The organism is Serratia sp. AKBS12 (assembly GCF_024793895.1).
Lineage (GTDB): Bacteria > Pseudomonadota > Gammaproteobacteria > Enterobacterales > Enterobacteriaceae > Serratia_F.
This window is the reverse complement of record NZ_JANUSB010000015.1, coordinates 284,681-310,083: the sequence shown is the minus strand read 5'-3', so window position 1 is coordinate 310,083 and position 25,403 is coordinate 284,681. Positions and strand designations below refer to the sequence as shown.

Annotated in this window: 24 protein-coding genes and 1 tRNA gene; 9 read left to right on the top strand and 16 right to left on the bottom strand. The window is 56.2% G+C overall.

All coding sequences use genetic code 11. From position 1 onward, the window contains the following. Positions 1–21 precede the first annotated feature (21 nt). The 3 genes from fadJ to NYE85_RS11345 form a co-directional block, all read right to left on the bottom strand. Positions 22–2,181, bottom strand: coding sequence for a fatty acid oxidation complex subunit alpha FadJ (gene fadJ / locus NYE85_RS11355; protein ID WP_259004841.1), 2,160 nt, complete (start codon positions 2,179–2,181; stop codon positions 22–24). Beyond that, the gene (gene fadI / locus NYE85_RS11350) at positions 2,178–3,491 is read right to left on the bottom strand and encodes an acetyl-CoA C-acyltransferase FadI (RefSeq protein ID WP_259004840.1); all 1,314 of its coding nucleotides are present in this window, start codon (positions 3,489–3,491) and stop codon (positions 2,178–2,180) included. Before fadI ends, fadJ begins: the two co-directional genes overlap by 4 nt. Before the next feature lie 205 nt (positions 3,492–3,696). Further along, complete coding sequence (locus NYE85_RS11345; RefSeq protein ID WP_259004839.1) at positions 3,697–3,993, bottom strand: YfcZ/YiiS family protein; 297 nt, start codon at positions 3,991–3,993, stop codon at positions 3,697–3,699. Positions 3,994–4,399: 406 nt separating this feature from the next. On the opposite strand from NYE85_RS11345, the gene fadL reads away from it, so the two are divergent. Next, positions 4,400–5,677: a long-chain fatty acid transporter FadL gene (fadL, locus tag NYE85_RS11340; protein WP_259004838.1), complete on the top strand. Its 1,278-nt coding sequence runs from the start codon at positions 4,400–4,402 to the stop codon at positions 5,675–5,677. 63 nt (positions 5,678–5,740) lie between these two features. On the opposite strand, the gene mlaA is transcribed toward fadL, so the two are convergent. The 10 genes from mlaA to ccmA all read right to left on the bottom strand — a co-directional run bounded on the left by mlaA (position 5,741) and on the right by ccmA (position 13,618). Beyond that, positions 5,741–6,502, bottom strand: a complete 762-nt coding sequence (gene mlaA, locus NYE85_RS11335; RefSeq protein WP_259004837.1) for a phospholipid-binding lipoprotein MlaA — start codon at positions 6,500–6,502, stop codon at positions 5,741–5,743. 38 nt (positions 6,503–6,540) lie between these two features. Further along, entirely contained in the window at positions 6,541–7,752 is a 1,212-nt protein-coding gene (gene ccmI / locus NYE85_RS11330; RefSeq protein WP_259004836.1) for a c-type cytochrome biogenesis protein CcmI, read from the bottom strand. Next, positions 7,752–8,219 carry a cytochrome c-type biogenesis protein gene (locus tag NYE85_RS11325; protein ID WP_259004835.1) on the bottom strand — a complete coding sequence of 156 codons (468 nt, stop codon included), beginning with the start codon at positions 8,217–8,219 and terminating at the stop codon, positions 7,752–7,754. Before NYE85_RS11325 ends, ccmI begins: the two co-directional genes overlap by 1 nt. After that, complete coding sequence (locus NYE85_RS11320) at positions 8,216–8,767, bottom strand: DsbE family thiol:disulfide interchange protein (protein WP_259004834.1); 552 nt, start codon at positions 8,765–8,767, stop codon at positions 8,216–8,218. Before NYE85_RS11320 ends, NYE85_RS11325 begins: the two co-directional genes overlap by 4 nt. Continuing rightward, positions 8,764–10,734, bottom strand: a complete 1,971-nt coding sequence (locus NYE85_RS11315) for a heme lyase CcmF/NrfE family subunit (RefSeq protein WP_259004833.1) — start codon at positions 10,732–10,734, stop codon at positions 8,764–8,766. Before NYE85_RS11315 ends, NYE85_RS11320 begins: the two co-directional genes overlap by 4 nt. After that, the gene (gene ccmE / locus NYE85_RS11310; RefSeq protein ID WP_259004832.1) at positions 10,731–11,222 is read right to left on the bottom strand and encodes a cytochrome c maturation protein CcmE; all 492 of its coding nucleotides are present in this window, start codon (positions 11,220–11,222) and stop codon (positions 10,731–10,733) included. The genes NYE85_RS11315 and ccmE overlap by 4 nt, the downstream gene beginning before the upstream one ends. Further along, a complete protein-coding gene (gene ccmD / locus NYE85_RS11305; RefSeq protein ID WP_259004831.1) occupies positions 11,219–11,476 on the bottom strand; it encodes a heme exporter protein CcmD in 258 nt (85 codons plus the stop codon). The genes ccmE and ccmD overlap by 4 nt, the downstream gene beginning before the upstream one ends. Next, complete coding sequence (locus tag NYE85_RS11300; RefSeq protein WP_259004830.1) at positions 11,473–12,210, bottom strand: heme ABC transporter permease; 738 nt, start codon at positions 12,208–12,210, stop codon at positions 11,473–11,475. Before NYE85_RS11300 ends, ccmD begins: the two co-directional genes overlap by 4 nt. Before the next feature lie 116 nt (positions 12,211–12,326). Next, complete coding sequence (gene ccmB, locus NYE85_RS11295; protein WP_259004829.1) at positions 12,327–12,986, bottom strand: heme exporter protein CcmB; 660 nt, start codon at positions 12,984–12,986, stop codon at positions 12,327–12,329. Further along, on the bottom strand, positions 12,986–13,618 hold the full coding sequence (gene ccmA / locus NYE85_RS11290; protein ID WP_259004828.1) for a cytochrome c biogenesis heme-transporting ATPase CcmA: 633 nt from the start codon (positions 13,616–13,618) through the stop codon (positions 12,986–12,988). The genes ccmB and ccmA overlap by 1 nt, the downstream gene beginning before the upstream one ends. Before the next feature lie 253 nt (positions 13,619–13,871). Between ccmA and NYE85_RS11285 the strand changes: the two genes are divergently transcribed. Both NYE85_RS11285 and NYE85_RS11280 read left to right on the top strand, forming a co-directional pair. After that, entirely contained in the window at positions 13,872–14,825 is a 954-nt protein-coding gene (locus NYE85_RS11285) for a formate/nitrite transporter family protein (RefSeq protein WP_259004827.1), read from the top strand. A 112-nt stretch (positions 14,826–14,937) separates the two neighbouring features. Further along, positions 14,938–15,012 (top strand) — tRNA-Arg (locus tag NYE85_RS11280). A 273-nt stretch (positions 15,013–15,285) separates the two neighbouring features. Here the strand turns inward: NYE85_RS11280 and NYE85_RS11275 are convergent. Beyond that, on the bottom strand, positions 15,286–16,557 hold the full coding sequence (locus NYE85_RS11275) for a DUF2254 domain-containing protein (protein WP_405050662.1): 1,272 nt from the start codon (positions 16,555–16,557) through the stop codon (positions 15,286–15,288). A 164-nt stretch (positions 16,558–16,721) separates the two neighbouring features. On the opposite strand from NYE85_RS11275, the gene NYE85_RS11270 reads away from it, so the two are divergent. Together NYE85_RS11270 and ypdK are read left to right on the top strand one after the other, a co-directional pair. Next, positions 16,722–17,162, top strand: coding sequence for a hypothetical protein (locus NYE85_RS11270; protein ID WP_259004826.1), 441 nt, complete (start codon positions 16,722–16,724; stop codon positions 17,160–17,162). Positions 17,163–17,707: 545 nt separating this feature from the next. Beyond that, the gene (gene ypdK, locus NYE85_RS11265; RefSeq protein ID WP_099782600.1) at positions 17,708–17,782 is read left to right on the top strand and encodes a membrane protein YpdK; all 75 of its coding nucleotides are present in this window, start codon (positions 17,708–17,710) and stop codon (positions 17,780–17,782) included. A 73-nt stretch (positions 17,783–17,855) separates the two neighbouring features. Here the strand turns inward: ypdK and alaC are convergent, their stop codons facing one another. Next, positions 17,856–19,094 carry an alanine transaminase gene (gene alaC / locus NYE85_RS11260; RefSeq protein ID WP_259004825.1) on the bottom strand — a complete coding sequence of 413 codons (1,239 nt, stop codon included), beginning with the start codon at positions 19,092–19,094 and terminating at the stop codon, positions 17,856–17,858. Between the two features lie 116 nt (positions 19,095–19,210). Next, positions 19,211–19,753, bottom strand: a complete 543-nt coding sequence (locus tag NYE85_RS11255) for a GNAT family N-acetyltransferase (protein WP_259004824.1) — start codon at positions 19,751–19,753, stop codon at positions 19,211–19,213. A gap of 168 nt (positions 19,754–19,921) precedes the next feature. On the opposite strand from NYE85_RS11255, the gene NYE85_RS11250 reads away from it, so the two are divergent. The 4 genes from NYE85_RS11250 to NYE85_RS11235 all read left to right on the top strand — a co-directional run bounded on the left by NYE85_RS11250 (position 19,922) and on the right by NYE85_RS11235 (position 25,334). After that, complete coding sequence (locus tag NYE85_RS11250; RefSeq protein ID WP_259004823.1) at positions 19,922–21,166, top strand: DUF1479 domain-containing protein; 1,245 nt, start codon at positions 19,922–19,924, stop codon at positions 21,164–21,166. 189 nt (positions 21,167–21,355) lie between these two features. Continuing rightward, positions 21,356–23,044, top strand: coding sequence for a sensor histidine kinase (locus NYE85_RS11245; RefSeq protein WP_309600875.1), 1,689 nt, complete (start codon positions 21,356–21,358; stop codon positions 23,042–23,044). After that, the gene (locus NYE85_RS11240) at positions 23,044–23,784 is read left to right on the top strand and encodes a LytTR family DNA-binding domain-containing protein (protein WP_259004821.1); all 741 of its coding nucleotides are present in this window, start codon (positions 23,044–23,046) and stop codon (positions 23,782–23,784) included. The genes NYE85_RS11245 and NYE85_RS11240 overlap by 1 nt, the downstream gene beginning before the upstream one ends. A 320-nt stretch (positions 23,785–24,104) precedes the next feature. After that, positions 24,105–25,334 carry an OFA family MFS transporter gene (locus NYE85_RS11235; RefSeq protein WP_259004820.1) on the top strand — a complete coding sequence of 410 codons (1,230 nt, stop codon included), beginning with the start codon at positions 24,105–24,107 and terminating at the stop codon, positions 25,332–25,334. The last annotated feature ends 69 nt before the right edge of the window (positions 25,335–25,403 follow it).

Genomic DNA, 25,403 nt, shown 5'->3' with positions numbered 1-25,403 from the left:
ATGCCGTTAACCGCCGTGTATTTAGCGCGGATAAAAGCGCTCCCCCTGCTGCGCCATACGCTGCAAGCGCTCACAAGGCGCAAAATGCTCGTCATATTGCTGTTGCAGATAGAGCAGGGTTTTCACCACCTTTTCCGCACCGAGCTGGTCGATATACCGGAACGGTCCACCAAGGAACGGCGGGAAGCCTATGCCGAACACCGCGCCAATGTCACCGTCGCGCGCGCTGCGAATCACCCCTTCGTCCAGGCATCGCACCGCCTCGTTCAGCATCATCATCACGCAGCGCTGGGTAATCAGCGCCGGTTCAAGATGCGCCTTTGGCGTCACGCCCAGCAGGGAATAAACCTCGCTGTCGGCGCGTTTGCCGCGTTGCCGCTGCTGGCCTTCGCTCGGGTAGAGATAAAAACCTCGCCCGTTTTTGCGCCCTTTTCGGCCGTCTTTCAATAACGCATCAAACGCCGCCGGGGCGGCAAAACGCGGGCCCAGTTCGTTGACCAGCACCGGGATGATTTTGGTGCCGACATCGATGCCGACCTCATCAAGCAGCGTAATGGGCCCAACCGGGAAACCGAAATCCACCAGTGCCTTATCCAGAGACTCCATCGGCTCGCCGGCCAGCAGGCAACGGGCAGCTTCATTGATATAGGGCGCCAGAATGCGGTTGACGTAAAATCCGGCCCGATCGGCCACCACAATCGCCGTTTTGCCCTGTTTGTGCGCCAGCGCGACGGTGGTGGCAACGGTTTCCTCGCTGGTACCGGCATGCGGGATCACTTCCACCAGCGGCATTTTATCCACCGGACTGAAATAATGCAGGCCGATCACCTGCTGCGGCCGCTGCGCCTTGGCGGCAATCTGGCCAATCGGCAGTGACGAGGTGTTGGAGGCAAATACCGTGTGCGGTGCGGCGTGCTGTTCTATTTCTGCCACCATGCGCTGTTTCAGTTCCAGATCCTCGAACACCGCTTCCACCACGATATCCACCCGGTCAAAACCGCTGTAATCGGTGGTGCCGGAAATCAGCATCATCTGCTTTTGCCTTTCGGCAGGCCGCATGCGCTTGCTGCGCACCCGTTTGCCAAGTACCTGCCAACTATACTTCAGCGCATGGTTGATGCCCTGCTCGCTGATATCCTTGATGCGCACCGGCAAACCGCCACGCGTGGCGGTAACGCAGGCAATACCGCCGCCCATCAGGCCACCGCCCAGAACGCCTACGCGGTGCAGTTCTCGCGGCTGCGCGTCGCCGCCACGCTCTTTTTTCAACGCGGTGGAGGCAAAAAACAGGCTACGCAGCGCCGCGGATTGCGGCGTCATCGCCAGTTCACCAAACGCCCGCGCCTCGGCCTGATAGCCATGACCGCTGCCCTGATCCAGTCCGGTACGTACCACCTGAATAATACGCTCCGCCGCCGGGTAATTACCGTGGGTTTTTGCCAGCGTTTTCTTGCGCACGACGCTGAACAGCAGGCTCCGCCCCAGCGGCCCGTTCAGCAGCCGCTCCTGCCATGGTAGCGTCGGCTTGCTCTTCCAGCCCTGTTTGACCCGTGCGATCGCCGCATCAAGCAAGATGGCGTGCGGCACCGCATCATCGACCAGCCCCATGCGCACCGCCTGGCGCGCTCGAATGTGTTTACCGGTCAGCATCATGTCCAGCGCCTTGCTGGCGCCGACCAAGCGCGGTAAACGCTGCGTACCGCCAGAGCCGGGAAGCAGCCCCAGTTGTACTTCCGGCAGGCCAAGCGCGGTTTTGTCGTCCAGCGAACAGACGCGGCTGTGGCATGCCAATGCCAGTTCCAGACCACCACCGAGGCAGGCGCCATGGATGGCCGCCACTACCGGCACCGGAAAGGCGGCAATTTTCGCCAACGTGCTTTGGCCTTTGCGCGCCAGCTCTTCAGCTTCCCTGGCGTTGCTGCACGCGGCGATCATGGTGATATCCGCACCGGCAATGAACGAATCCGGCTTGCCTGATACGATCACCAACCCCTCCAGTGCGGCATATTGCTGCGCCTTGTTCAGCACCTCGTTGACCTGATCGACAAATTCCGCCTTCAGCGTATTCATCTTTTCGTCCGGGACGTCGATGGTGATCACGCCAATATGGTCCGGTCGCAGCGTCAGCCGAAAAGCCGTCGGCGTGGCGCGCTGTTCATGCAGGGCATTTGTGACGCTCATTGTTCTACCTCCACCACCATCGCCGCGCCCAAACCACCGGCTGCACAGGCGGTAGCCAACCCCAACCCGCCGCCGCGACGTTTCAGCTCGTGCAGCGTCTGGGTAATCATGCGCGCACCGGTTGCGGCAAACGGATGTCCGTAGGCAATAGAGCCGCCCAGCACGTTGAATTTATCCATATCGACCTCGCCAATCGCTTCATTGCGCCCCAGTTTTTGCTGGGCAAACTCGCGGCTGGCAAACATTTTCAGGTTGGCCAGCGTCTGCGCCGCAAAGGCTTCATGCATATCGATTAACGTCAGATCCGCCAGGGTAATACCCGCGCGATCGAGCGCCAGCGGCGTGGCATAGGATGGCCCGAGCAGCATGTCCTGCCATACATCGATGGCGGCAAAGGCGAAACTGCGCAGGTAACCCAGCGGTGCCAGCCCCAGTTCTTTGGCGCGCGATTCACTCATCATCAGCACCGCGGCTGCGCCGTCGGTCAATGGTGTGCTATTGGCGGCGGTAACGCTGCCATGCTGGCGATCGAATGCCGGTTTCAATCTGGCGTATGACGCAAGGCTGGAATCCTTGCGCACGTTATTGTCTTCGGCGATATGCGCCTGGTACGGCGGCACATAGGCGGTCATCACCTCTGCGCGCAGCAGTCCCTGTTGCCACGCCTTGGCAGCCAGCTGGTGCGAGCGGTGCGCCAGCGCGTCCTGCTCCTCACGGCTGATGGCATGCGACTTGGCCATCTGCTCGGCGGTGTCGCCCATACGCAGGCCGGTGGAATACTCCGCCACCGCCGGTGGCACCGGCAGCAGGTCGCGGAACTTGAGTTTGCTGAACAGCTTGAGGCGTTGCGACAGCGTACGCGCTTTGTTCAGATCGACCAGAGTGCGCGCCAGCGCTTTGCTGACGCCAATCGGCAGCACCGAAGAGGAATCGGCACCGCCGGCAATGCCAATACCGATGCTGCCGGCGACGATGCTTTCCGCCACGTTGGCTATGGCCTGGAAGCTGGTGGCGCAGGCACGGGAAACGCTGTAGGCGTCGGTGTGTACGCTCATGCCGGTACCCAGCACGATTTCACGCGCGATATTTGGCGCTTCCGGCATTTGCACCACCTGGCCAAACACCAGTTGATCGATTAATTTCGGGTCGATACCGCTACGCGCCAATAATTCACTTACCGCCATTTTGCCAAGATCCACCGCCGGAATACCGTGATAAGCGGTCGCCTGCTTGGCGAAGGGGGTACGCAGTCCATTTACAATTGCAATACGGTCACCCTGTCGGGTAACCAGCGGCAGTGCCTTACTCATAAACGCTCCTGAAGAAAAAGACGTCAGCGCAACCATCAAAACAGGTCTGACCTGATGAGGCCATTGTTAACCAGATGTTGATATTTGGCAAACCGGCAGAAGTGAAATCTGCGAGCAGGAGCAACTTTCTAACGGTAACCCAGGATAGGCAGGAGGCAGGAAAAGCTGCGCGGCGAACCCGCGCAGCGACGTCGACTCGCGCTAATTAACGCAAGCCAAGCTGGAAGATCAGGGTTTCCGCCTGGCAGCAGAAGATAAAGTCGACATCCAGCTGGAAGCCGCCGTCAACCGGATTAATGCTACTGTTGATGTCACAGGGATCGGATTCCACCGCGCGAGCCTTGTCGGTCAACGTCATCAACGCCTGTTGTGCTTGTTGTTGATTTGTAAAGACCTGGCTGTAGGACGCGGTGCAATCGGTATTATCCATCACGGTGCCGACATCCACACAGCAGCAGGCTGCCGTTTCTTGCGCACTGCATTTGTTTATTGCATCTGACATGTTCAATTCTCCTCACCGGGCAGCGTCAATACCGCCTAAAGTGCCAAATTTGATCGGCCGCATAATCACAATAATCTGAGGGCTATTTTACTCCCCCCTGGCGCGCAGCACTAGCACTTACTGTTAGTAGGTGTTTTAAGCGATGGAAATCACAAACGAAAATGGTTGGCTGCTAATGAAGTATCAGAATTTTGTTATTTACCGTCGGTGTTTTGTTAAGCAGATCTCTTTTTTGATATCAATTTTGAAATATTAGAAAAACATAGTTGCAACATTTTGACAGGTCAGACCTATAATTCAGCCACTGGTCTGATTTGTCTGATGGATAACGGACCCTACAATCCCGCGCTCCTTGTTACCTTGTGTAACATAGTTTAAATAATAAACACATAATGAGGTTTTGGTCATGAGCCAGAAAAACCTATTTACTAAATCAGCTCTCGCAGCTGCAGTGGCAATTATTTCATCAAACGTGTCTGCCGCAGGATTCCAGCTGAATGAGTACTCTTCATCTGGTTTAGGCCGTTCTTTTTCTGGCGAAGGCGCAGTCGCGGATAATGCCACAGCGGCAAGCCGCAACCCTGCCACCATGATGATGTTTGATAGCCCAGCGCTTTCCGTCGGTGCGATCTTCGTCGATCCGGACGTAGATATTTCCGGCACGTCGTCTTCCGGTGCCAGCCTCGACTCGAAAAACATTGCGCCAGCCCAGTGGATCCCGAACCTGCACTACATTCATCCGTTGAACGATCAATGGGCGGTTGGCGGTTCCGTGACCAGTAACTATGGCCTGGCAACCGAATTCAACGATGGTTATACCGCAGGCCCGTACGGCGGTAAAACCGACTTGACCACGGTAAACCTCAACCTGAGCGCTGCTTACCGCTTGAATCAGCACTTCAGCTTCGGCCTGGGCTTTGACGCGGTTTACGCCAAGGCCAAACTGGAACGTTATGCCGGTGAAAGCGGCCCCGCTCTCGGCATGCCGGCCGATACCCAAATCTCGCACCTGAAAGGCGACGAATGGGGCTACGGCTGGAACGCGGGTCTGTTGTACGAAGTTGACGACAACAACCGCTATAGCCTCACCTACCGCTCTGAAATCAAAATCGACTTCGACGGCGATTACAAGAGCAGCATTCCTTCACGGTACAATCCATTGCAGGGTAGAACCGGCCTGCCGTGGGGCACCGACGGTAACACCATTCCGGGTTCTCTGACTCTGCACCTGCCGGAAATGTGGGAAATTTCAGGTTACAACAAGGTTGCGCCGCAGTGGGCCATCCACTACAGCCTGGCCTATACCAGCTGGAGCCAGTTCCAGGAGCTGCGCGCCACCGGCAACAATGGCCAGACGTTGTTCGAAAAACATGAAGGCTTCAAAGATGCTTACCGCATCGCGTTGGGTACCACTTATTACTACGATGATAACTGGACCTTCCGTACCGGTATCGCCTTCGATGACAGCCCGGTTCCAGCACAGAACCGCTCGATTTCCATTCCGGATCAGGACCGCTTCTGGCTGAGCGCCGGTACCACCTATGCGTTTAACAAAAATGCATCGGTTGACGTCGGCGTGTCCTACATGCACGGCCAGCATGTTACCGTCAAGGAAGGTCCATATACCTTTGAGTCTGAAGGCAAGGCCTGGCTGTACGGCGCCAACTTCAACTATACCTTCTGATCGCAGGTGTGAACGGTATAAAAAAACCCGCAATCGGCGGGTTTTTCTTTATTCATTCGCCACTCAATCGGCTGAATCTATCTCGCCCAGATCGCCCTGAATCGCCTTGGCATTCGGGTTTTCTTCCGGCTTCAGCACACCGCCGTTGGCCAGGAAGTCGTGACGCTGGAAGTAGGCTTCACGCATCATCAGGTACGGATCGGAAGAGTTGCGCAGCAGGCCGTCAGAGTCCAACAGCTGAGCACGCGTTTCTATGCCTTCGACCACCCATTTACCGGCCGACATCCAGAAGGTCAGATAGCTCAGCACCGGATAGAGCTTATCAACCCATTCGCCGCCGTCTTCACGCAGGGTCCAACTGCCGTAGCCCGGCAACTGCACGTAAGGGCCGTAGCCAACGTCGTAATAACCCAGCGTACTGCCGAAGCGGCGCGGCTCTTCACGCGCCAGTTTCGGGTTGGCCATGCCAGCCACGTCAATCAACCCACCCATGCCAAGCAGGGTATTGAGGAAGAAGCGGTTAAAGTGAATCATGGCCCGGTACGGTTCGCCACGCAGGAATTCGTTGACCATACTGGCCGGTTCTTCAAGGTTCGACGTGAAGTTGCTCAGGCCGTTACGCGCCGGCATCGGCACATAATCACGCCAGGCAACCGCCACGGGACGCAGCAGATAAGGATCCAGCACGTTGTAGTTAAAATCGAACATGGTGCGGTTGAACCCTTCCAGAGGATCGGAGCGCCCTTGGGGTTCGTTCTCAGGGGTGCTGGCGCACCCGACAAGCAATACCGTTGCGAAAGCCAGCCCAGTCAGGCGAAAGTTCATACTTTTCTCCATAAACACAAATACGTTCAGTCTTCTTATCAAGGAACTTGCTTGTCTATCTGAACGCCAACCTGCCCTTTACCGCTAAAGCCCTGCACGGCGCTTTCACCAAACCAGTCTCCGGCCTGCGGCGTCGCCAGGCCGTCGTGAGAGATGCGTACGCGCACCTTCACCTGCTGCAACGCCGAAAGCAGACGTTCCGGCATCATGGCATTACTGTCATCCAGCGAGAACGACAATGGGAAGCGGCTCATGGGCAATTGTTTTACGGCAACCGGTACCGGGCTATTGCCGTCGGTAACCGAAATAATCAGCGTTCCTTGTTGTGGTAATGCCTTCGCTGCCTCTGGAGACAACGTCACATTGACAGCAAGTTTAACAGTTTCCTCGCCTGCCTGTATTTTTGCTTGTTCAATACTGCGCTTTAGCACTTCGACACGTCGATCGTCGGCAGGCATTAATTTGAGCATTACCTGCCAGGCACCTATCGCCTGTTTATAATCACCCTGTTCAAAGGCATTAAACGCCAGCAGGCTCAATACGCGCAGATCGGTATGATCTTCAGCGATCATCTTGCGTAACATCGCAGTGGCCTGTTTGTTATCCTCCGGATCGCTGGAGCGCGTCAAGACTTCGGCATAACCGAGCCGTACTTCCAGATTATTCGGATCCAACCGGTAAGCATGGGCAAATGCCTGCGTCGCGGTGGTGGCGTTATTCAGCGCCATGCCGACCCGACCAAGCATCATCCAGTCGTTGATATTGCGATCGTCCTGTTGCAGCGCGGTACGCAGCCCCAAACCAAGGCGGGCAATCTCTTCCATGCTCAGCGGCTTGGCGCGCTCATTCGCCACCCGCTCACGTAACTCCGGCATTTGCGCTTCAACCTGGTGCCAGGCAGCCACCTGCGCCAGCCCGCCAGTTTTCAGATAAAAGCCAACCGCCACCGCCACTAGCACCACCACGCCGGGAACCAGCGCCCAACGAGTTATCGGCTGCGCCTGGGCGTCTTGCTGACCGGGGATGTCGTCCAGCAGATTCTGTTGCAGTTCTTTTACCAGTTCCGGCCGCTCGGTTACCACGCCCTGCTGCTCGTCTCTTTCCAGTTCGCCAAGACGATCGCGATAAAATACCGCGTTCAAGGCATCACGGCTGGTGGCTGCATCCGCCTTGCCCTGCCGCATCGCCGGCACCACCAGCAACGCCGCAGCGCCGATCAGTAGTGCAATAATAATCAGCCAAAAAGCCATTAGGGTTTCTTCCTGTCAGTCTCTTTCAGCAGCGCCGCCAGACGCCGTTGCTCCTGCTCGGAGAATTGCTCATTGCTCCCGACACCGCCCCGACGACGGCTGCGCATAATCACCACCGCGCCGCCAATCAGCACAAACAGCAATGGTCCTAACCACAGGATCAGCGTTGCCGGCGTCACCGGTGGTTCATAAGTGACGAAATTGCCGTAGCGAGCCACCATATAATCGATGATTTGCTGTTTGCTTTGCCCTTGCATCATCAATTCATACACTTTGCTGCGCATATCCGCAGCAATGATGGCGTTGGAATCGGCAATGCTGTTGTTCTGGCACTTCGGGCAGCGTAACTGTTCGGTCAATTCGCGATACTGCTGTTCCTGCTCTACCGAATTGAAGCTGTAGGTATCGATGGCCGCCACGGCGCTGTAACTGCATAGCGCGACCAATATCAGCATGATAAGTCTCATGCGTCTCCTCCGTACTTACGGTACAGCGGCAACACTTCCTGCTGCCAAACGCGCTGATTCATGTCACCCGCGTGGCGATAGCGAATGATGCCCTCGCCGTCGATCAGGAAGGTCTCAGGCGCGCCGTAGACCCCCAGATCCAGGCCCAGCATGCCATTGCCGTCGAACAGGCTGAGCGCATACGGGTTGCCCAGCGTGTTCAGCCAGGTCACCGCTTTGGCGCGATCGTCCTTGTAGTTCAAGCCGATCACCCGCACGCCCTTGGCGGCTAGCGTATTGAGATACTGATGTTCGGCGCGGCAGGTCGGACACCAGGTGGCCCACACGTTCAGCAGCATCGGTTTGCCGTTGCGCAGCACCGCCTGATCGTAGGTTTTGCCCGGCTGTTCGAGCGATTCCAACGTAAAGGTGGGCACCGGCTTGCCGATCAGCGCCGACTCCAGCATGGTCGGATCTTCACCGCCGGCATTGCGCGTGAGCTGCACCATAAACGCCGCCACCAGCAGCAGAAACACAATCAGGGGAATAAACAGCAGTTTGCGGTTCATACCTGCACCTCCGGTTTGCCTTCACGCGCCAGTTTCTTCTTCATGCGGTAACGCGGATCGAGAATGCACAGCAGCCCGCCAATCGCCATAAACACCCCGCCGAACCAGATCCAGCGAACAAAAGGTTTGTAGTACAGACGCACCGCCCATGAGCCATCGTCCAGCTCTTCGCCGAGCGCGGCATACAGATCGCGGCTAAGGCCGCCGTCAATTGCCGCCTCGGTCATCATGCTGCGCGCCACGCTGTAATAGCGTTTTTCGGCATGCAGCGTGGCTTCCGGTTTGCCGTTGCGCGTAACATCAATGATACCGACGCCGCCAGTGTAGTTCGGCCCGCGAATGTCATACACATCGCGGAACACAAAGTGGTAGCTGTGGATATCCACGCTGTCGCCAGCCTTCATGCGCACATCACGCTCAACGCTGTAATTCTGGCTGAAGGCGATGCCGATCACCGTCACCGCCACCCCGAGATGGCCAAGCACCATCCCCCAGTGACTGCGGGAAAGCTGCGCCAGGCCGCGCCAGAAACCGTGACGGTGGGTGGCGCGCTCATGCAATTCCATCAACGTCAGCACGATGACCCAAATGGCCATGATCAGCCCCACCACCGTCATGCCGGCGATACTGTCCTGTAGCAACCACGGCAGCGCGATCGACAGTGCCAATGTGACCAGCAGCGCTACGCCCAAACGACGCCACAGTTTGCCCGGCTCATCGCGACGCCAGCGCACCAGCGGCCCAATCCCCAGCAGTAGCGCCAACGGCGCCATCAACCAGGTGAACATGGTGTTGAAGAACGGTTCGCCGATCGAAATGCTGCCGAGCCCCAGTTGCTTGTGCACCAGCGGCAACAGCGTACCGAGCAGTACCACCAGCATCGCGGCAATCAGCAATACGTTGTTGCCCAGCAGGAAGGTCTCGCGTGAAAAAGTCTCATGCTGTACCCGGCTGCGCACCTGCCCGCCCTTGAAGGCGTATAACAGCAGCGACCCGCCAATAACGATCACCAGGTAGGCGAGAATAAACATGCCGCGCGCCGGATCCGATGCGAACGAATGCACCGAGACCAGCACGCCGGAGCGCACCAGGAAGGTGCCCAGCAGACAGAGTGAAAACGCGGTAATCGCCAGCAGCACGGTCCAGGCCTTGAAGGTGCCGCGTTTTTCGGTCACCGCCAGCGAGTGAATCAGCGCGGTGCCGGCCAGCCAAGGCATAAACGAGGCGTTTTCCACCGGATCCCAGAACCACCAGCCGCCCCAGCCCAGTTCGTAATAGGCCCAGGCGGAGCCCAACACGATGCCCAGGGTCAAAAATACCCACGCGGCGGTAGTCCATGGCCGTGACCAGCGTGCCCAGGCGGTATCTAACCGCCCGGCCATCAGCGAGGCAATGGCAAAGGCAAAGGCCACCGAGAAGCCGACGTACCCCATATACAGCAGCGGTGGGTGGAAAATCAGCCCGATATCCTGCAACAGCGGATTGAGATCGCGCCCGTCGATCGGGAAGTCTGGCAAGGTGCGCGTGAAGGGGTTGGACGTCATGATGATAAACAGCAGGAAGCCGGCGGTAATCATCCCCATCACCGACAGCACGCGTGCCACCGCATCCTGCGGCATCGAACGACTGAACAACGCCACCGCCAGTGACCAGCAGCTCAGCAACAGCACCCACAGCAGCAATGAACCTTCGTGCGCACCCCAGGTTGCGGCGATGCGATAATATACCGGCAACTGGCTGTTGGAGTTGGCCGCCACGTAGGCGACGGTAAAGTCATTGACCACAAACGCGTAAACCAGGCAGAAGAACGCCAGGCCGATGGCGACAAACATGCCATAGGTCAGCGGACGAGCCACCGCCATCATGCGCCGATCCTGCCGCGACGCCCCCCACTGTGGATAGATACTCAGCAGCAGCGATATCGCCAGCGCCAGACATAGCAGAAAACTCCCGATTTCCGGCATCATGACTTGCGGCCCTCCTGCGGAGCGGCATAGGCCGAAGCCGGGCCCTGGTGATTTTCCTTCATCGCGTCGGCCACTTCTGGCGGCGTGTATTTTTCATCATGCTTCGCCAGCACCTCTTTGGCTTGCACCACGTTGCCCGCAGCCAGCACCCCTTGAGCCACTACGCCCTGCCCTTCACGGAACAGATCCGGCAAGATGCCGACATAAGTGACGTCGATGGCACCGCGCGCATCGTAGATTTTAAAACTGACCTGGAGCGTTTGCTGGTCACGCTTCACCGAGCCCGGCATCACCATACCGCCGATGCGCAGGCGCTGGCCGACCTCCGGTTTCAGGTGGTTTTCACCCTTCCCCTGCAAAATTTCGCTCGGGGTATAAAACAGATCGATATTCGATCGCAGCGCGTACAGCGCCAGCGCTGCGGTCAGCGCAACGCCTATCAGGACGACAATCGCCAGATACAGACGACTTTTACGACGTGGATTCACAATGATTTCTCCCGCGGCCTGGCGGATGGCTCGGTTGGCTCGATGGCGTGGTTATGCTGCTGCGATTGGCGAATGCGGCGCTCGCGCGCCTGACGGCGACTGACATCAGCCAGCAGTTGCCGACGCTGCCACCAGGTATGCAGCATCAATGCCAATAGCGGGATCAGGGTAGCGGCCACCGCCAGCCAGACGTAGAAGGCATAGCCGCCCATGGCGAAGAAGGCCTGCCAGGAGTCAAATGCGCTATTACTCATGGCTGACGCTCCTTGTTCACCAGGTTGGCAACCCACGGACGGTGACGTTCCTGCACCAGAATCAGGTTGCGCAGGCGCATCAGCGTCAGGGTCACGAAGAACAGCAGATAGCCGAGGATCGCCCAGCGCAGCGGGGTGCGCATGCTCGGCGCGATGCTTTGCTGCATATTGGTTGAGCCCTGGTGGAGCGTGTTCCACCATTCAACGGAGAAATGAATAATCGGAATGTTAACCACCCCGACCAACACCAGGATACCGGCGGCCCGGCCCGCCAGACGGCGGTCCTCAAAGGCGTTATACAGGGCGATGATACCCATATAAAGGAACAGCAACACCAGCTCCGAGGTCAGACGCGCGTCCCAGACCCACCAGGTGCCCCACATCGGTTTACCCCAGGCAGAGCCGGTGACCAGGGCAATAAAGGTAAACACCGCACCCACCGGTGCCATCGCCGCCACCACGGTGTCCGACATTTTCATCTGCCATACCAGGCCAATAAATGCCGCCACCGCCATCGAGGCATAGATGCCCATCGACCACATGGCGGCAGGGACATGAATGTACATGATGCGAAAGCTGTCGCCCTGCTGATAATCCCTGGGCGCAAAGCCAAAGCCCCACACCCAGCCAATCAGCAAACATGCCGCTCCGGCCATGCCCAGCCAGGGAACAAAACGCCCGCAGACATGGTAGAGCCGCTCAGGCCTGGCAAATTGATGTAACCATTTCCACATTGTTGTCATTGCTCACGATAAATGAAAATTCGGTCCGCCTTGCGCCGGCAAAGCGGTGAAAAAGCATCCTGGCTGCAACGTTCTTGGCGACGTTATTCAGCGCATCATACGGTTGGCTAGTGTACGCTAACCCGAAGTGCAGCCGCGGTGGCAAAAGGCGCCAACGTCACGCTGCCCGCCAGCATCGCGCCCAGGATCGCCAGATAACCGTCAATCGGCATGTTCATCGCAGCGGCGTCAATGGCGCCGGTAGCAAAAATCAGCACCGGAATATATAACGGCAGCACCAGCAGGCTGAGCAGCACGCCGCCCTTACGCAACCCAACGGTCAAGCCTACGCCGATGGCGCCGATCAGGCTAAGCGTCGGGGTGCCCAACAGCAAGGTCAATGCCACCGCCAGCCAGCTATTGAAGTCCAGCGACAGCAGCAACGCCACCAATGGCGACAAAATTAACAGCGGCAGGCCGGTCACTACCCAGTGAGCACATACTTTGCCTAACACCGTTATCGGCAACGGCGTCGGCAACAGCAACAATTGCTCCAGCGAACCATCCAGCAGGTCATCACGAAACAGCCTTTCCAGCGACAGCAGCGAAGCCAGCAATGCCGCCACCCAGATGATCCCCGGCGCAATCCGCGCCAGCAACTGCGGTTCGGGGCCAACGCCCAACGGAAACAGCGTAATAACGATCAAAAAGAACCACAGCGGGTTAACTATTTCCGCGCCTTTGCGAAAGGCGATTTTCAGTTCACGGCGCACCAGGGTCAAAAACATCAGAGATGCTCCCCGCCTGCGTCAACCAGGCGAATTTTCTCAACCGCCTGGGTAGTACCGACGACATCCTGATGGGAGGTCAACAATACCATTCCCCCCTGCCGCGCATGTTGATCAAAAAGGCGAATCAAGTCAGCCACCCCCTGCTTGTCGATGGCCGTCAGCGGCTCATCGAGGATCCACAACGGGCAGTCGCTCAGCCACAGACGCGCCAGCGCAACTCGCCGTTGCTGACCGGCAGAAAGCTGCCCGACCGGCAAGTCTTCGTATCCCACCAACCCCACCTGCTCCAGCGCCTGCCAGATAGCCTGGCCGTCGGTAGCGCGCCGAACCTGCTGATAAAAATGCAGGTTTTCAAACGGCGTCAGCATGGCGTTGATGCCGGGGTGGTGCCCCAGATACAGCAGTTCCCAGTGATAACGTTCGCGGCTGCGCAGCGTGCTTTCGCCGTGCCACAGCACCTCACCGCCGTCAGGCCGCGCCAGCCCGGCGAGAATACGCAGCAGGCTGGTTTTGCCCGCGCCGTTGGCACCTTCAATCTGGACAATCTCTCCCGAACTTAGCGAAAAACTCAGCCCGCTAAACAGGACGCGTTCATCGCGGACACAACTCAGGTTTCTGACTTCCAGCATCAGGGGACTCGACAGTTTTCGTTGGGAATGCGAATCATAGCATAAGCGACAGGGCTCACGTAGCCTGCCAAAGCCCGCGCAACTACTCCAATGGGGGTAATATCCTGTACAAGATCAATAATGCGTAGAAAAAAACGCCTCGGTTAAAATCTTGTTACTTTTTATTGCAATAGCGGCCCTCACTTTCAGCCGAGCGTAACGGCAACTACGCTTAAATCAACCACGTGATTTTTGCTGCCAGAGGGAAATGAAGATGAGCGATAAACCGAATCTCGGATTGGGTAATGAGAAACACGACGCCGAAGGTGAGGTCAAGGTCGAAAGCAAAGAACAGGAACAGGGCAAGGCAGAAATAGAAGTCGATGAGGAAAAACTGCCGTCACGCGCTGCTGCCGTGCATGAGCAGATCCGCATGGAAGGGGAAAAGGAGCTGGAGCGCGATTGGCTGGCGCTGTTATGGTCAGCGGTGGCGGCCGGGCTGTCAATGGGAGCATCGCTAATGGCCAAGGGCATCTTCCACGCCCGACTGCCGGACGACCCCAGTCGATTTTTCATCGAGAATATCGGTTACACCTTCGGTTTTGTCATCGTGATCATGGCGCGCCAGCAGCTGTTCACTGAAAATACCGTCACCGCGGTGTTGCCAATCATGCATAAACCCACGCCGAAAAACTTCCTGATCCTGTTCCGGTTATGGGGGGTGGTGCTGCTCGGCAACCTGATTGGCACCGGGCTGGCCGCCGAAGCGTTTATCCAGCTTCCGTTGTTCGACGACGCTACCCGTCAGGCGTTTACCGAACTCGCCGAGGAGGTAATGCAAAATAGTCCCGAAGAAATGTTTGCCAACGGCATCTTGGCCGGCTGGATCATCGCCACCATGGTCTGGATGTTTCCATCATCTGGCGCCGCCAAGATTTGGGTGATCGTGCTGATGACCTACCTGGTGGCGATCGCCGATCTGACGCACATCGTGGTGGGCTCGGTGGAAATACTGTATCTGGTGTTCAGCGGTGCGCTCCCCTGGCAGGATTTCTTCTATCCCTTCGCGATCCCGACGCTGGCAGGCAATATCATCGGCGGATCGTTTATCTTTGCGCTGATCAGCCACGCACAAATCCGTAACGACATGAGCAACAAAGCCAAAGCCAAGCGGGAAGCCGAACGGACAAAGGCACAGCGAGAAGCCGACCCGGCAAACAAACCCTGACTCCCCCCTCGCCAAGCGACAAAAACACGGCCAATTGGTGAGGGATTGAGCAAACGAACCGCTAAGCGCTTATTCTGCGACGAAAAAAGGGTATAATACTTCCGCTCGCAGTGTCTCCGTAGTTAAACGGATATAACAAGCCCCTCCTAAGGGCTAGTTACTGGTTCGATTCCAGTCGGGGACGCCACTTTGGGTTTGCCAACCTCTGCCATCTATCACCCCTTTTGAGCTACCTCCCGCGGCAAGGCTCTTTTGACCAACATCAGAGATAAATAGCAAGCGGGATTTATTGACGACAAGCGGTGCCCCCCGAGTGAGTAACAGAGCGTCGGATTATTACCGGCCACCATTAGCGTTGATGCCGACCAGGTGTATTACGCCCAACGATAGAAAATTCATCGCATAAGCAACCGCTGGAACCTTGGCGTCGGGTACCAAACATTGCGCATGTTTTACTGCTCTAGCCACTGTTATCTTTTTCCATCAAGCCAGACTGCTGTATCCATTCATTTAGTTTATCGCCATCCGTTTGAGATACCATCTGACTCTCTGCCAATGTTTTTACTATCAAGACATATCTGTGCACGTCAGCGGAAAATATCGTTTTATTAATCTGGTACAGTGCCAACAGGCCTTTTACCAAGCGTAGTTGTACTTCTATAAGAGCGGCCCCGTCACGCGCGATAGGATTAAAAATGTCATCGAACAGGTCTGCGGTCAAAATCGGCTTTACGTAGATGCTCGGATAGATGACCTCTTCCTGTTGTGGCAGTTTATTGCCCCACATCGCTAACAGCCTCACGGCACGGCCAATGACATCAATCGCTGTTCCAGGGTCATTGACCGCTGGCGATAACGCTCTCGAGGCGATTTCTGCCAACACCGACAAACCAAAGCGCGGATCTTGATCAAATGAACGTTCTGTACTGATAGTGATGGCACGCAATAATGCTGCTGTCTCGATGTTTCGCTGAGGCGACAACAACAAAGCCACGGGTTGCCCCGGATGCACAAACGCCCCGGTCTGACATGCCAAATAGAGTTGACCTTCAATACTCTGAACGTAGTCATCAAGTATCTGCATATCAATATGTTGTATATAGCCGATGTCTCGCGGATATATCGCCAGCGCATCCTGAGGGAGTTGAATATGTGAAGGCCAGGGATTGGCCCCTAGATAAGGAATGTTTATACGGCTTTCCAGCGCTTTTCGCGCAGCATCTTCTACCCGTGAGGTGGTTTCACCAACGCGTCCAAGCAGCGAGAGATGCTGGATCCAGCGTAATAGCGTGATAATGATCAGAGCGATAACGGCCAGTGTCACCACAAAGAGAACCACGCGGCCCTGCTCTCCGTAGGCTCCCATGCTGAGTGCAATAATCCCCACCAGGCTAAATAAGAAGGAGCCCATAAAGGTAGCCAGTACGTTTTGCGTGGTGCTGTCTTCCATCACCAAACGTGTTGCTCGAGGCGTAACACTGGTGGTTGCCGAACTGTATGCTGATACCATGATATTCAGCGAGAACGTGGTTACCGCCAGCATGCTGGACGCCAAAATGTTGAGTATGTTATCAACCGCATCGGCTCCAACCACCCCACCGATACTGGTGGGAATAATCGGTTTAAGCACAATGGAAACTAGTGCCGAAAGCACGGCAAGCAAAGCAAACAAGCAGGTGCGGAACCATAACTTGCGCGTTAACTGACTCAATAACCAATGCCACTTGGACATTATTCGCATTCCTTTGTCCGATCATGTTACCTACTATAGCTTATGTATTTATGCATTTTCTGAATTCCATTCCCATCGTTACGCCACTTCCTGTACCCTAATGCCAACATGTCACGCGGTCACCGCACCGTCCTTTCAGCCGCAGTTTTCCATTTGGATATGCCATGACCCATGATTACCCTGCCAGCTACGCCTTCGACGACGAAAGCGATGCCTGGCACATTACCTTTCGCGATTTCCCACAACAGCAGGCGGCGTGCTATAGCCGTGATGACATTGAGCTGGAGGCACAGGAAAGCCTGCTGATCGCCATCGCCAGCGAAATGGCCGAGCGCCGCCCGTTACCGCCGGCCTCAGCCCCGCGGCCTGACGAGATCGCCATTCATCTGCCGGTGCTGGTGACGCTGAAACTGGAACTGCACAATATCATGCTGGCGCAAACGACCTCCAAAGCCGACCTGGCGCGCAAACTGGGTTACAACGCGGCGCAAATAGATCGCCTGCTGGATATTGGCTATGCCTCCAAAGTGGAAGCGCTGGAGCAGGCGTTATACCTGCTGGGTCATGAAATCCGGCTGACGGTCAACGCAATCAACGGGAAATAAATATTATCGCGGCGGGCTAAATATTCTCCGTTTTACGCCGATGTAATCGCTACCCAATAACAATAAAGGTAGTAAAGGCCAAAATGGAGTGGAGCCGCCGTAATATCTGGTGCGTTATTCTGCTGACGTGCCTTGTCTTCTGGGCCATGCTGCTGACCGGCATCAACGCCGTCGCCTAAGCCTTCCCCACCCGACCTGCAAACATGACAAAGCCCGTAGAAGCGGGCTTTATTGCCTGTTTGCCATAAAACCGGATGACAATGAAAAGTGTGTAAAAACAGTAATCAGCGGTTAAAAAATGCGCAAAAAGTGTGATCAAAAACACAGTATTGAAATCAAGCGTGAATTGGGAGTACATTAGCGCCGATCCTGTCGTGGTTGCTGCCCAGTCTGCAGCAAGCGAAACGCGACGACCGGAATGCCGCTAATTCAAGCCATTGTTGTTATTGATAAACAACCCGCTGATGCTGATTGGCATTCCTTATAATACTCAGCACAACAATCGGGATCGTTGGCTTGCGAGGAACTCCATAGGGGAGTGATTTGTGAAATATTTTCTGATGGGCGTTTCATTCATGCTGGTTGCATGGGTCGGCACTTTCATGCTGATGGTTGCTTAACGGTAACCGTACCGGGAACATGGACAAAGGGGCGCATTAGCGCCCCTTTGTTGTTTTACCGCCAACGGGCAGTTTATTTCACCGCGCTTTTCGCCGCCTTGACCGATGGCGCAATCAGCCCATCGGCACGGAACATCGCTTTGATACCCCGCACCGCCTGCCGGATCCGATCCTGATTTTCGATCAAGGCAAAGCGCACGTGATCGTCACCATAGTCGCCAAAACCAATGCCCGGCGATACGCAGACTTTGGCCTCCGCCAGCAGGCGCTTGGCAAACTCCAGCGATCCGAGATGCGCATAGGGCTGCGGGATTTTCGCCCACACGTACATTGACGCTTTCGGGTTTGCCACCATCCAGCCGGCTTCGTGCAGGCCCTTTACCAGTACGTTGCGACGCTGGCGATATTGTTCGGCAATATCGCGCACGCATTGCTGATCGCCTTCCAACGCGGCAATCGCTGCCACCTGGAGTGGCGTAAAGGTGCCATAGTCGTGATAACTCTTGATGCGCGCCAGCGCGCTCACCAGTTCCGGATTACCAACCATAAAGCCGATGCGCCAACCGGCCATGTTGTAACTTTTCGACAGAGTAAAGAACTCCACCGCAATGTCTTTGGCGCCGGGCACCTGCATGATCGACGGCGCTTTCCAGCCGTCATAAACGATGTCGGCGTAGGCCAGATCGTGGATTACCAACACGTTGTACTGCTTCGCCAGTTCCACCACCCGCTCAAAGAAATCAAGCTCCACGCACTGCGCGGTCGGGTTGGAGGGGAAGCCGAGGATCATCATTTTTGGCCGCGGAATGGTTTCGCGGATCGCACGTTCCAGCTCGCCAAAGAAGTCGCCGCCTTCCACCAGCGGCACCGAACGAACCTGCGCACCGGCGATGACCGCTCCGTAAATATGGATCGGATAGCTCGGGTTCGGCACCAGCACGGTATCGCCGTGATCGAGCGTCGCCAGCATCAGGTGCGCCAGCCCCTCTTTCGAGCCAATGGTAACGATGGCTTCGTCTTCCGGATCGATTTCCACCTGGTAGCGTTCGGCATACCAGCGTGAAATAGCGCGGCGCAGGCGTGGAATGCCGCGCGAGGTTGAATAGCCATGAGTATCGTCGCGCTGCGCCACGGTGCACAGTTTCTCAACGATGTGCGGCGGCGTCGGGCCATCGGGGTTGCCCATGCTGAAATCGATAATATCCTCGCCGCGACGGCGTGCGGCCATCTTCAGTTCGGCGGTGATGTTGAATACATAAGGGGGAAGACGTTCAATACGCGTAAAGCGGCGTGGACTGTTATTGTCAGCCATAGGATCCTCGAAGATACGTTAGCGCCCGGACCGTCCGAGCGACGCTGGCCAATTTTTGGCCTGACGACGAACATATCGCAGCGCCGACAGGCTGTCGAGTCTCCTGGCGCAATTTTTTACTTTTTGGCAACAGCGTATTCATTCGCCAGCAAGCCAAGCTGCCAGTCGTTACACCATTGCCCTGCCAGACGGAAATTATCGCGCAGCGTGCCTTCAAGCTGAAAACCACAGCTTTCCAGCAGACGCCGCGACGCAATGTTACCTTCGGTTACCGTGGCGTTGAGCTTGTGAAAACCGCAAGCGTGGAAAGCAAAGTCCACCAGCTTGCGCAGCGATTCTTTACCGTAGCCCTTGCCCTGACCCACCGGCAGGCTGGCAAAGCCCACCTCCGCCTGCTGAAACGGCAGCCATTCGGCACGTAAGCCGGTCAATCCCAGCGCAGCGCCGCTGGCCTTTTCACGCATCACCAGGCACAACCAGTGTTGACTATGTTTGTTCCAGGCCGGTAATCGACCGGCAAAGCGCGCATGGATTTCCGCCTCGTCCAGCGGGTCGGCCAGATAACGAATCACCTGTGGGTCACGATACAGCTGCAAAAACAGCGGCCAGTCTTCTTCAGTCAGGCTGTGCAGCATCAGCCGTTCTGTTTCCAGTTTCATGCTTTACCTCCGAAAAGCGAAAAAGGGGAAGTTACGAATGAAAGACAACCCTTTATTTTCCGCAATTAAATTTAGATAATCGTTAACGTCAAAACAACAAAACCATAACCCTTTACCCCGGTATCCGACAACACCTGCCGCCGTCGCCGGCGACATGAGGAGAACATCATGGCATCACTGGTCATTGACGATATTCCAACCGCCATTAAACGCGTCAAACAGCAATTGCGTCAGGCTTTGCCCAACTATCACCAGGTTTTCCTGGCGCTGGAGGACAACATCCGCCAACAGGTGGAACAGATCCGCAGTGAACTGGCCGCCGGGCAGAACCCGGTACCGCAAATTGACGCGGAAGACATTCTGCAACAGCGCGTCAGCCAACGGCAGATAGCCTTGATCAAACAACGCGGCGCCTGTGCCATTCGCGGCGTCTTTCCCCGCGATCAGGCCGTAGAGTGGAACCGTGAAATTGGTGACTATCTGGAGCGCAATAACTTCGTCGAACGGCTGAAAAACGCCGCCGAAGACAACTACTTTGGCAAGCTGGCCGCCAGCAAACCGCAGATTTACGGCATTTACTGGTCAAAGCCGCAGGTAGAGGCCCGTCAGGATCAACGCATGCATGCGGTGCAGGTGTTCCTCAACGGCCTGTGGGAAACCGAAAGCAACGGCAAACAGCACTTCGATCCGCAGCGCGTCGCTACCTACGCCGACCGTACGCGCCGCCGCCCGCCAAATTCGTCCTCGCTCGGCCTGTCACCGCACGTCGACAGCGGCACTATCGAACGCTGGCTGGATGAAAACTTCCGCTACGTTTACCGCCACGTTTTTTCCGGTGATTGGCAGCAATACGATCCGTTTGCCGCCGATGGCCGCACCGCAGTGCGTGAAATCGCCTCGCCGGCGGTCTGTTCGATGTTCCGCACCTTCCAGGGCTGGACCGCACTGACACCGCAGCGCACCAATGCCGGCACGCTGAATCTGGTGCCGATCGCCAACGCCATGGCCTATATCTTGCTGCGCGCCCTGCAAGATGACGTCGCCGACGACGATCTGTGCGACGCCGCGCCGGGCCGAGCCTTGTCGATTTCCGAAAAATGGCATCCCCTTTTACTGCAAGGGATTTCCCCTATTCCCGATTTAGAACCTGGTGATACGGTATTCTGGCACTGTGACGTGATCCATGCGGTGGAAAACCAGCACAATGGTGAATTCGACAGCAACGTGATGTATATCGCCGCCGCGCCAGGCTGCGAGAAAAACGACGCCTATCTGCAACGCCAGTTGCCGAGCTTCCTGACTGGCCGCACACCGCCAGACTTTGCCCCGGATGATTTCGAGGTGGACTTTGTCGGCCGGGCAACCGAAGCCTTGCTCACGCCGTTGGGCAGAACGCAACTGGGCATCAAATAATCGCCTCCGCGCGCAGACTGCTGGCCGGCGCGCGCTTTTGTCCTCTGGCGGCTGGCCGGATCCGGCAGCGGCGGCGAGCATCGCCTCAGCCCTGACAGGCCGAGGCGGTTCTGGGCGTCGCCCGCGCTGTGATATACTTGCCGCATCTTTTCGCCGCAGCGAGTACCGGTTGTGCACTCAGTTTTTGAAATGCTGTTAGCGGTGTTCGATCGCGCCGCACTGATGTTGATTTGCCTGTTTTTCCTCACCCGCACCCGGCAGTTCCGGCAATTACTGCAAAAAGAGCATCATACGCCGCTGGAACTGGCGGCGGTAACCGCCATCTTTTCGCTGTTCGCCATTTTCAGTACCTATTCCGGCATTAACGTCGAAGGATCGCTGGTCAACGTGCGCGTTATCGCCATCATGGCGGGCGGCATCCTGTTCGGCCCCTGGGTAGGTATCGTCACCGGCATCATCGCCGGTACGCACCGCTATCTGATCGATATCGACGGCATTACCTCGGTCCCCTGCCTGATCACCAGTATCATCGCCGGTATCTGCGCGGCGTATATCCACCTGAAGGTCAAGAAGGAACAGCGCTGGCGGGTGGGCATCCTCGGCGGCATGCTATGTGAAAGCCTGACCATGTTGTTGATCGTACTGTGGGCCAGGCCCACCGAGCTCGGGCTGGACATCGTGGCGAAAATCGCCCTGCCGATGATCCTCGGTACCGTCTGTATAGGCCTGATCGTGCTGCTGGTGCAAAGCGTCGAGGATGAAAAAGAGGTGATCGCCGCGCGGCAGGCCAAGCTGGCGCTGGATATTGCTCGTAAAACGCTGCCGTACTTTCGTAATTTCAACAGTGAATCGCTGAGCACTATCTGTGAAATTATCCGCCGCGATATTCAGGCGGATGCGGTGGCGATGACCGATACCCAACGCGTGCTGGCCTACGTCGGCATTGGCGAAGAGCATTATCCGGTGGGCCGTGAAAGCCTGAGCCGCGTGACGCGTGAAAGCCTGCGCCACGGCAAGATCATCATAAAAAACAACCTGGAAAACCCGGCTACGCCGCAGATACATTCACAATTGGTGATCCCGCTATGGGAAAAGGGCGAGGTCAGCGGTACGTTGAAAATTTACTACTGCCACGCCCACCAGATCACCAACACGCTGAAGGTGATGGCCGTCGGACTATCGCAGATTATCTCGACACAAATGGAAGTATCACGTATTGAACAGCTGCGCCAAATGGCCGACAAAGCCGAAATGCGCGCGCTGCAAAGCAAGATCAACCCGCACTTTCTGTTCAACGCGCTGAACGCCATTTCATCATCGATTCGCATCAATCCGGACATCGCACGTCAGTTGATCATCAACCTGTCGCGCTATCTGCGTTACAATCTGGAGCTCAGCGACGAACTGATTGATATCCGCAAGGAACTGCACCAGATCCAGGATTATATCGCCATCGAGCAGGCGCGGTTCGGCAGCAAGCTGACGGTGATTTATGACGTGGACGACGATATTGCGGTGCGCATCCCCAGTCTGCTGATCCAGCCATTGGTGGAAAATGCCATTGTGCACGGCATACAGCCCTGCAAAGGCAAAGGAGTCGTGGTGATTGCGGTAAAAGATTTGGCTGACCGGGTCAAGATTTCGGTAAAGGACACCGGTAACGGCATCAGTCAGCAGGTCATCGACCGCGTAGCGCGCAACGAAATGCCTGGCCATAATATCGGCTTGCTCAACGTGCATCATCGCGTATCGCTGCTGTATGGCGAAGGCTTGCAGATCCGGCGCCTGGAGCCGGGCACCGAAATTTCATTTGTCATCACCAAAAACGGCAACAAACTGCATCACGACGCTGCCGTATTACCGGCGGGGGAACATTGATGAAAGCCATAATTGTCGAAGATGAATTTCTCGCACAGGAAGAGCTGCATTATCTGATCAAGAAACACAGCAACATCAGCATCGAAGCGACCTTCGAAGACGGGCTGGACGTGCTGAAATACCTGCAGAATCACCAGGTGGACGCCATTTTCCTCGACATCAACATTCCGTCGCTTGACGGCGTGCTGCTGGCGCAAAACATCAGTAAATTCGCGCAGCGCCCCTCGATTATCTTCATTACTGCCTACAAGGAACATGCGGTAGAAGCGTTTGAAATCGAGGCCTTTGATTACATTCTCAAGCCCTATCACGAAGCGCGTATCATTACCATGCTGCAAAAGCTGGAAGCCCTGCATCAGCGGCCCGCGGCGGTAACGACGCAGGAACAGACGACACCGGCCGGGCGCAGCAATTTCAGCATCAATCTGATCAAAGACGAACGGATTATCGTCACCGACATTAACGAAATCTATTACGCCGCCGCCGACGAGAAGGTGACGCGCGTCTACACGCGCCGCGAACAGTTCGTGATGCCGATGAATATTACCGAATTTTACAGCCGGTTGCCGGAAGAGCACTTCTTCCGTTGTCATCGTTCCTACTGCGTCAATCTGTCGAAGATCCGCGAAATCGTGCCGTGGTTTAACAACACCTATATTTTGCGGCTAAGCGATCTGGAATTTGAAGTTCCGGTCAGCCGCAGCAAGGTCAAGGAATTCCGCAAACTGATGCGTCTATGATGTTTGCCGGCGCAGACCGTCTCAGCGCTGCGCTGGCTCCCTCGTTGCCAATCCTCTCCCTGTTCCCCCTGCCAACAGTGTGCAAAAAGCAAAAATCGTTACGATGTTTGATGTAGATCACATGGTAAACCCGGCATTTCACCCCCTTTTTAGCGCTAAATCGGCAACTCAAGCATCTCCTGATGCATTTCATTCCCTTGTTGGTGCAACTCATTCCCGATCCGCCAAGCCAGGATATTGCCAGACTTATACTAAGCCCATTCCGCGGGAGGACAGCCTACCCGCAAATTTATGGGCTATGCACACAGGAGAAACCGGCCATGACCAGCAAACCGGTAAATCGCAGCTTTATCGTTTTTGGCACCATCGTTTGCCAAATGGGACTCGGCACCATCTACACCTGGAGTTTATTCAACCAGCCGCTGGTCGATAAGTTCCACTGGGGTCTGGCCGACGTCGCCACCACCTTCTCCATAACCAGTTTCTTTCTGGCGTTCGCCACGCTGTTCGCCGGTAAATTGCAGGAACGCTTCGGCATTCGCAACCTGACGCTGGCGTCCGGTATCCTGGTAGGACTGGGCCTGATTGCCAGCGCTCACGTCAGCTCGCTGGACATGATTTATCTGCTGGCCGGGGTGGTTGTGGGCTTCGCGGTCGGTATCGCCTACATTTCCACGCTGTCTAATCTGATCAAATGGTTCCCGGCCAACAAAGGGCTGATTTCCGGTATTTCGGTCGGTGCTTTCGGCAGCGGCAGCCTGCTGTTCAAATACGTCAACGCCACGTTGATCGCTGAGGTTGGCGTGTCTGCCGCCTTCTTCTACTGGGGTACGATCGTTATGGCGCTGATCGTGTTTGGCTCAATGTTGCTCAAAGAACCCGCTGCCAGCGCATCGACCAATACCGCCGCCGGCCTGGGGAACGACTACAGCGTGCGCCAGATGCTGGCCACCAAAGAAGCCTATCTGCTGTTCGCGATTTTCTTCTCTGCCTGCATGAGCGGCCTGTATCTGATTGGCATCGTCAAGGATATGGGGGTGCAATTGGCGGGAATGGATTTGGCTACCGCCGCCAACACCGTTTCCGCCGTGGCTATCTTTAATACCGCAGGCCGTATTATTCTGGGCACCCTGTCGGATAAAGTGGGTCGCATGCGCGTTATCAGTTTCACCATGCTGGTTACCATGCTGGCGATTGTCGCGCTGAGCTTCTTCACCCTGAGCCATACCCTGTTCTTCCTGTGCGTCGGCGCGGTTGCCTTCTGTTTCGGCGGCAACATTACCGTCTTCCCTGCGATTGTCGGTGATTTCTTTGGCCTGAAAAACCACAGCAAAAACTATGGCATCATCTATCAGGGTTTCGGTCTGGGTGCGCTGGCCGGCTCGTTTATCGCCAAATACTTCGGCGGTTTCCACGCCACCTTTATGGTGATAGGTGTGCTGTCACTGGTGTCACTGCTGATTACGCTGTTTATCAGCGCACCGCAGGCGGCAGCACAAACAACCGACGACACCGCAACGCCAGCGCTGGCAAAAGCAGAACACGCCTGACAAGCAGCATGATTAAAAAGCCGGTCAGCGTCACTGACCGGCTTTTTGCTGGTAGAAGATAATCGGTGC

Excerpts from the sequence above, each read along its gene's own strand:
- fadJ (WP_259004841.1), bottom strand. The coding sequence starts at position 2,181 with ATGAGCGTCACAAATGCCCTGCATGAACAGCGCGCCACGCCGACGGCT.
- fadI (WP_259004840.1), bottom strand. The coding sequence starts at position 3,491 with ATGAGTAAGGCACTGCCGCTGGTTACCCGACAGGGTGACCGTATTGCA.
- NYE85_RS11345 (WP_259004839.1), bottom strand. The coding sequence starts at position 3,993 with ATGTCAGATGCAATAAACAAATGCAGTGCGCAAGAAACGGCAGCCTGC.
- fadL (WP_259004838.1), top strand. The coding sequence starts at position 4,400 with ATGAGCCAGAAAAACCTATTTACTAAATCAGCTCTCGCAGCTGCAGTG.
- mlaA (WP_259004837.1), bottom strand. The coding sequence starts at position 6,502 with ATGAACTTTCGCCTGACTGGGCTGGCTTTCGCAACGGTATTGCTTGTC.
- ccmI (WP_259004836.1), bottom strand. The coding sequence starts at position 7,752 with ATGGCTTTTTGGCTGATTATTATTGCACTACTGATCGGCGCTGCGGCG.
- NYE85_RS11325 (WP_259004835.1), bottom strand. The coding sequence starts at position 8,219 with ATGAGACTTATCATGCTGATATTGGTCGCGCTATGCAGTTACAGCGCC.
- NYE85_RS11320 (WP_259004834.1), bottom strand. The coding sequence starts at position 8,767 with ATGAACCGCAAACTGCTGTTTATTCCCCTGATTGTGTTTCTGCTGCTG.
- NYE85_RS11315 (WP_259004833.1), bottom strand. The coding sequence starts at position 10,734 with ATGATGCCGGAAATCGGGAGTTTTCTGCTATGTCTGGCGCTGGCGATA.
- ccmD (WP_259004831.1), bottom strand. The coding sequence starts at position 11,476 with ATGAGTAATAGCGCATTTGACTCCTGGCAGGCCTTCTTCGCCATGGGC.
- NYE85_RS11300 (WP_259004830.1), bottom strand. The coding sequence starts at position 12,210 with ATGTGGAAATGGTTACATCAATTTGCCAGGCCTGAGCGGCTCTACCAT.
- ccmB (WP_259004829.1), bottom strand. The coding sequence starts at position 12,986 with ATGTTTTTGACCCTGGTGCGCCGTGAACTGAAAATCGCCTTTCGCAAA.
- ccmA (WP_259004828.1), bottom strand. The coding sequence starts at position 13,618 with ATGCTGGAAGTCAGAAACCTGAGTTGTGTCCGCGATGAACGCGTCCTG.
- NYE85_RS11285 (WP_259004827.1), top strand. The coding sequence starts at position 13,872 with ATGAGCGATAAACCGAATCTCGGATTGGGTAATGAGAAACACGACGCC.
- NYE85_RS11275 (WP_405050662.1), bottom strand. The coding sequence starts at position 16,557 with ATGTCCAAGTGGCATTGGTTATTGAGTCAGTTAACGCGCAAGTTATGG.
- NYE85_RS11270 (WP_259004826.1), top strand. The coding sequence starts at position 16,722 with ATGACCCATGATTACCCTGCCAGCTACGCCTTCGACGACGAAAGCGAT.
- alaC (WP_259004825.1), bottom strand. The coding sequence starts at position 19,094 with ATGGCTGACAATAACAGTCCACGCCGCTTTACGCGTATTGAACGTCTT.
- NYE85_RS11255 (WP_259004824.1), bottom strand. The coding sequence starts at position 19,753 with ATGAAACTGGAAACAGAACGGCTGATGCTGCACAGCCTGACTGAAGAA.
- NYE85_RS11250 (WP_259004823.1), top strand. The coding sequence starts at position 19,922 with ATGGCATCACTGGTCATTGACGATATTCCAACCGCCATTAAACGCGTC.
- NYE85_RS11245 (WP_309600875.1), top strand. The coding sequence starts at position 21,356 with ATGCTGTTAGCGGTGTTCGATCGCGCCGCACTGATGTTGATTTGCCTG.
- NYE85_RS11240 (WP_259004821.1), top strand. The coding sequence starts at position 23,044 with ATGAAAGCCATAATTGTCGAAGATGAATTTCTCGCACAGGAAGAGCTG.
- NYE85_RS11235 (WP_259004820.1), top strand. The coding sequence starts at position 24,105 with ATGACCAGCAAACCGGTAAATCGCAGCTTTATCGTTTTTGGCACCATC.